Below are 4,236 nucleotides of genomic sequence, written 5' to 3'. Positions count from 1 at the left end.
CTTTGAGTATTGAAAATAAAGAGATAAACAAACCTTTAAAGCTGGTTTGGCTGCCAGTATAAAGAACAGCAAACAAAATTATGAAACATTGCTTCTTAAATCCATTTCATAGCCAACTGTTAGGGTTATTTTTCAGTATTAATTCATTAATCATTCTTTTATGAAAAAAGAGTTTACATTACGCTTAGACGATGCAGCCTGTGCAGAGTTGGAAAATTTAAAAAAATTATCTGGTGAAAAAACAGATGCTAAAGCTATTAGATTTGCCATTCAGAATTATGCACAATTGAATGATAGGTATATTGAAACACAACGGCAAAAAGTAACGTGGAAAGATAAATATACAGCGTTAAATAAAGCTGTTGATGATTACGTGTCTTCTTTTGAAGCATTGAAGAAAGCTACAGATTAATAGTCAATTAATAGAAATGTGAAAGGATTAAATTTATGATTGGAGTAGAGAAAAATATTCAAATAATTATTGCGATTCGCTAAACCTTGTTCTTAAACTGTTTCCAGAGATTGACAGGGAAAAGTTAGAAAAGGAATTGGATAAATAGTTTGATAGTATTTACGAACAGAAATGAATAAGACATGAAAGAATTAACGGCTTTACAATGGGCTAAAGAGGGCTATGTTCTTAATCCTGATGCAGTAGGTGAAGAACGGTGGACTAATTGTGTTCATGTTAAGAAAGCAATATATTATAGTGAACATGAAGTACATGAAGATAAGGAAGCTGCAAATGCTATAATTAAAGCAAAGCAAAAGGAATATAATAAAGCATCAAAGGAAAGAGAAAATAAATATAAGAAAGCTATGGCTTTTCGTGAGAATATGAAAACGGAATGGCAGTGGCTTCAGGAAGGTAGGATACCGAATCCGAATGCACGATGGGAATATGGCGAAACGCTGAACAATACATTCAATGTGTGCAGTTACGGCAGCAGCTATTGCTATTGTAATAAAGATGAGACTTATGAGGCTTCAAGTTCTGAAGAGCTACAGATGGCTATAAAAGAATACAATAAAAAATTCATTTAAGATTAGATATGAGTAAAAAAAGAACAATGCAAATAGATGTAATTGAGGAAGTAAAAGGAACTCAATTCATGCAATGCAAACTGTATATAGATGGCAATGCGAGTGTTATTCTTATGAATAAAATCGATTATGAAAGGCTGTTAAGCGATAGTTTTTTTGTGCGTGATGGTAAAAATCGGGATTCAGCCGGAGTGTTGAATACTACTAACACTTTCATCGAACAAGATTAATATTTAAAACCAGAAAGAAAATACCTGTCATGGATAAAAAAGAAAAGAATTTTGCCACATACAAAGAATTTGCAAAGATGCTTCGGGAAGTGGCAAACATATACTCTAAACTGGGTGACGAACCATTGTTGAAAGAAGGATATGAGTATAACGCCATTAGAGATGCTGTTCAGTATGTAACGAACAAACACGATTTTGGTTACTTTATACAGCCTTGGAAGGATGAGTTTCTACGTATGCCTTTTGATGTGACGAAGCGAAAAAAATGGGCTGATTATGTAGCTGAATGCCATGCTACAGGAAAGGAAATAGATTACGATAATTATGATTGGGATAAATGACCATAATTTTTTGAATAGTGTGAAAGGGAATAGATGTCATATAATCAAAATATAGATAGAATGTTTATTGAATATAAGGTATATCGTAGGGTGTCAGATTTGAAGCCTTTTATATCTAGGGATGAACTTCCTTCTTGTCAGATGATTGGGAAAAAAAAGTTTGTAGGGAAAAAAGCAAAAATGGAGGCTGTTTATAGACTTACAGGGGAACGTTTACCAGAAGACTATACAACAGAGCAGGTAAACAGTTACCTTACTGTAGAGCTTTTTAATACATCTTTATGGCATAAGTACAGGAAGATTTATAATGAAGTTTCTAATGAAAAAGAAATTGTTATTGAGAATTATAGTTATCAATATACATTAGTTGTAGAATTAGCAAATAAATCAAATCCACCATTGGATGAAGGGAAGATAATACATTTTGTTATGTGCGAACTATTAGGAAATCCTTGTGAAATGTATAAAGGGATGAAAAACCCTATAATTTCTTTACGAAAAGATTATGATAGATAAAGCAAAAACATTAGATGAATGCTTTAAGGAACTAATCCTTAAAAGAGGTTGGTCTAAAAATAGTCCATATGACCGCCGAACTGCATCAAGGCATAAAAAGTTATTCCTTGAAGGAGCGTTGCCTGATGAATTTAAAAGAATATATTTGCAAAGTGCTGGTTATACAATAGTGCAGCCGGAGCTTTGGCGACAGGAATTATAAAACAGAGAAAATGAACTGGAGGAACATAATAAGAAATCTATTAGAAGTTATCATTGCTATATTTAGAATGATTCTCATAGGGCTATTTTATATAGCCAAGTTTATGTTTATGTTCTTTATTCTACTTTTTTTTGGTGTATTAATCAGTCAAAATAATAAGCGATGGTAAATAGAGAAATAAAAGCCCGAAAACGTGCGGTGAAAGAAGAAAAAGAAGAAATAGACGGTGAGATTGTTAGAATTAGAAAAGGGCATCCTCGTACAAATCTTCCTGTGGAACTCCCAGAAAATCCCACATGGCTGAAACAACCTAATGTGGTTACATTAATGGCTGGTGATTTTAAGACAGTACAGATTAGAATCTTAATAGCTGTTATAGAGAAATTACAGAATGTCATAGAATTAAGTATTCAGCATCTAGATAAATATGGTACATCTATTCCATGCGAGCAATTATCTTTATTTCAAGAATATTCAGACCGTATAAGAGTAGATATTGCATATCGGGATTTGGGCGTTAGTCCAGACCAATACAAGGAAGTAAAAAGTATGGTTCGTAAATTAATCAGTATTCCTGTAGAGTTTGATGTCAAAGACCCCATAACAGGTGAGGAAAGTTGGTCTATTACTGGTTTATTTACAAAGGCAAATATACCTAAAACTCCTTATTCAAGAGGTTTTTCTTTAGAAATGGATAGAGAGGTCGCTAAAGTTTTCATTAATGTTGATAGAGGCTTTACACGCTATATAAAAGAGATAGCCTTAAGAGCGCAAAGTAGATATACAATAAGAATGTATATGCTGATTAGTTCGTGGAAAGAAAAAGGTGGTTTCTCTATTTATGTGGATAGATTTCGGAAATTCTTAAAACTAGAGGATAAATACCCCGAGTTTAAAGATTTATATAGACGTGTAATACGCCCTGTTTACGAAGATTTGTTTGAACAGGCTGATTGCTGGTTTGAAATGGCAGAAGTTTATCGTAATTCAGGCGATACACAGCCTTATAAACTTAATTTCAAAGTTATTAAGTCTGCATTATCAAAGAAGGAAGAAGAACTATTAAAAGGACAAAAGAAGATGATAACGAATTTTTGTTCTTTACACTTTGCAATGAAGGACGAACATTTGCAGCAGTTTATTCCACAGATTACCTTAAACAACTATAAAGCAGTAGTAACTAAGATGCTTTATCTAGGCGAATATGTTAGAGATAACTGGAATAAAATTTCAAATAAAGCAGAATATTGTTTATCCGTATTATTAAAAGAGGTAGAAATACTCCCCGGAATGATTGGAGAAGAAAAAGAAGATGAATAAAAGTTGGGTTTTTGTCCCTATGGATGGTGTAAAAGTTGGGTTTTTGTCCCTAAGAAGTTGGGTTTTTGTCCCTAAGAAGTTGGGTTTTTGTCCCTAAGAAGTTGGGTTTTTGTCCCTAGCTTTTTGTGACTAATCGTTGATTTTTAAACAGTTACCTTTTCATTTTAAAGGGTACTACCATCACTAGCTGATAAAAAAAACCTGATAATCATACCAAACACAAAAAAGGAACTTTTCTTATCACCTAAACCTCTAAAAAAGGAACTTTTCTTATTATCTTAACACAAACTTTAGGGAAAAGAACATATATTAACTAAAAAAGGCTCTATATGATACAACAACTCAAATGAAAGTTGGGTTTTTGTCCCTATCTAAAAAAAGCGTATTTTAAAAAGTTGGGTTTTTGTCCCTATGGTTTTTTGATATAAAACATTAGGGAAAAAGAACAAAGAGAAAACACTATATATAAATAATATATGAATATATAATATATAAACCTATAAACCTATAAACATATAATATATGATTAATATACTCCACTTCCAGAAAGAGCAACACGAAGAATCTTCTTTTCCCTAAAGTT

7 protein-coding genes are annotated in these 4,236 nt (G+C 32.4%); all 7 read left to right on the top strand.

Going from position 1 to position 4,236, the window contains the following annotated elements; all coding sequences use genetic code 11:
• Positions 1-208 precede the first annotated feature (208 nt).
• The 7 genes from AC5LAX_RS01110 (at position 209) to AC5LAX_RS01080 (ending at position 3,653) form a co-directional block, all read left to right on the top strand.
• A complete protein-coding gene (locus tag AC5LAX_RS01110) occupies positions 209-412 on the top strand; it encodes a hypothetical protein (protein ID WP_493263622.1) in 204 nt (67 codons plus the stop codon).
• 182 nt (positions 413-594) lie between these two features.
• Positions 595-1,044 (top strand): hypothetical protein, encoded by a 450-nt coding sequence (locus AC5LAX_RS01105; protein WP_176800482.1) that lies wholly within the window; start codon positions 595-597, stop codon positions 1,042-1,044.
• Positions 1,045-1,052: 8 nt separating this feature from the next.
• Positions 1,053-1,274 (top strand): hypothetical protein, encoded by a 222-nt coding sequence (locus AC5LAX_RS01100; RefSeq protein WP_118419321.1) that lies wholly within the window; start codon positions 1,053-1,055, stop codon positions 1,272-1,274.
• Positions 1,275-1,303: 29 nt separating this feature from the next.
• Positions 1,304-1,615, top strand: a complete 312-nt coding sequence (locus AC5LAX_RS01095) for a hypothetical protein (protein WP_008765228.1) — start codon at positions 1,304-1,306, stop codon at positions 1,613-1,615.
• 33 nt (positions 1,616-1,648) lie between these two features.
• The gene (locus AC5LAX_RS01090) at positions 1,649-2,131 is read left to right on the top strand and encodes a hypothetical protein (protein WP_176800483.1); all 483 of its coding nucleotides are present in this window, start codon (positions 1,649-1,651) and stop codon (positions 2,129-2,131) included.
• On the top strand, positions 2,121-2,333 hold the full coding sequence (locus AC5LAX_RS01085) for a hypothetical protein (RefSeq protein ID WP_008671645.1): 213 nt from the start codon (positions 2,121-2,123) through the stop codon (positions 2,331-2,333). Before AC5LAX_RS01090 ends, AC5LAX_RS01085 begins: the two co-directional genes overlap by 11 nt.
• 162 nt (positions 2,334-2,495) lie before the next feature.
• Positions 2,496-3,653 carry a replication initiation protein gene (locus AC5LAX_RS01080; RefSeq protein ID WP_005837459.1) on the top strand — a complete coding sequence of 386 codons (1,158 nt, stop codon included), beginning with the start codon at positions 2,496-2,498 and terminating at the stop codon, positions 3,651-3,653.
• The last annotated feature ends 583 nt before the right edge of the window (positions 3,654-4,236 follow it).

The sequence above is a fragment of the Megamonas sp. genome, from assembly GCF_986095205.1.
The sequence above is the reverse complement of the archived record's forward strand: the minus strand, read 5'-3'. Positions and strand labels throughout refer to the sequence as shown.

What these genes read in the sequence shown, in the direction of transcription:
- AC5LAX_RS01085 (WP_008671645.1), top strand. Translation starts at nt 2,121, where the DNA reads ATGATAGATAAAGCAAAAACATTAGATGAATGCTTTAAGGAACTAATC.
- AC5LAX_RS01105 (WP_176800482.1), top strand. Translation starts at nt 595, where the DNA reads ATGAAAGAATTAACGGCTTTACAATGGGCTAAAGAGGGCTATGTTCTT.
- AC5LAX_RS01095 (WP_008765228.1), top strand. Translation starts at nt 1,304, where the DNA reads ATGGATAAAAAAGAAAAGAATTTTGCCACATACAAAGAATTTGCAAAG.
- AC5LAX_RS01080 (WP_005837459.1), top strand. Translation starts at nt 2,496, where the DNA reads ATGGTAAATAGAGAAATAAAAGCCCGAAAACGTGCGGTGAAAGAAGAA.
- AC5LAX_RS01090 (WP_176800483.1), top strand. Translation starts at nt 1,649, where the DNA reads ATGTCATATAATCAAAATATAGATAGAATGTTTATTGAATATAAGGTA.
- AC5LAX_RS01100 (WP_118419321.1), top strand. Translation starts at nt 1,053, where the DNA reads ATGAGTAAAAAAAGAACAATGCAAATAGATGTAATTGAGGAAGTAAAA.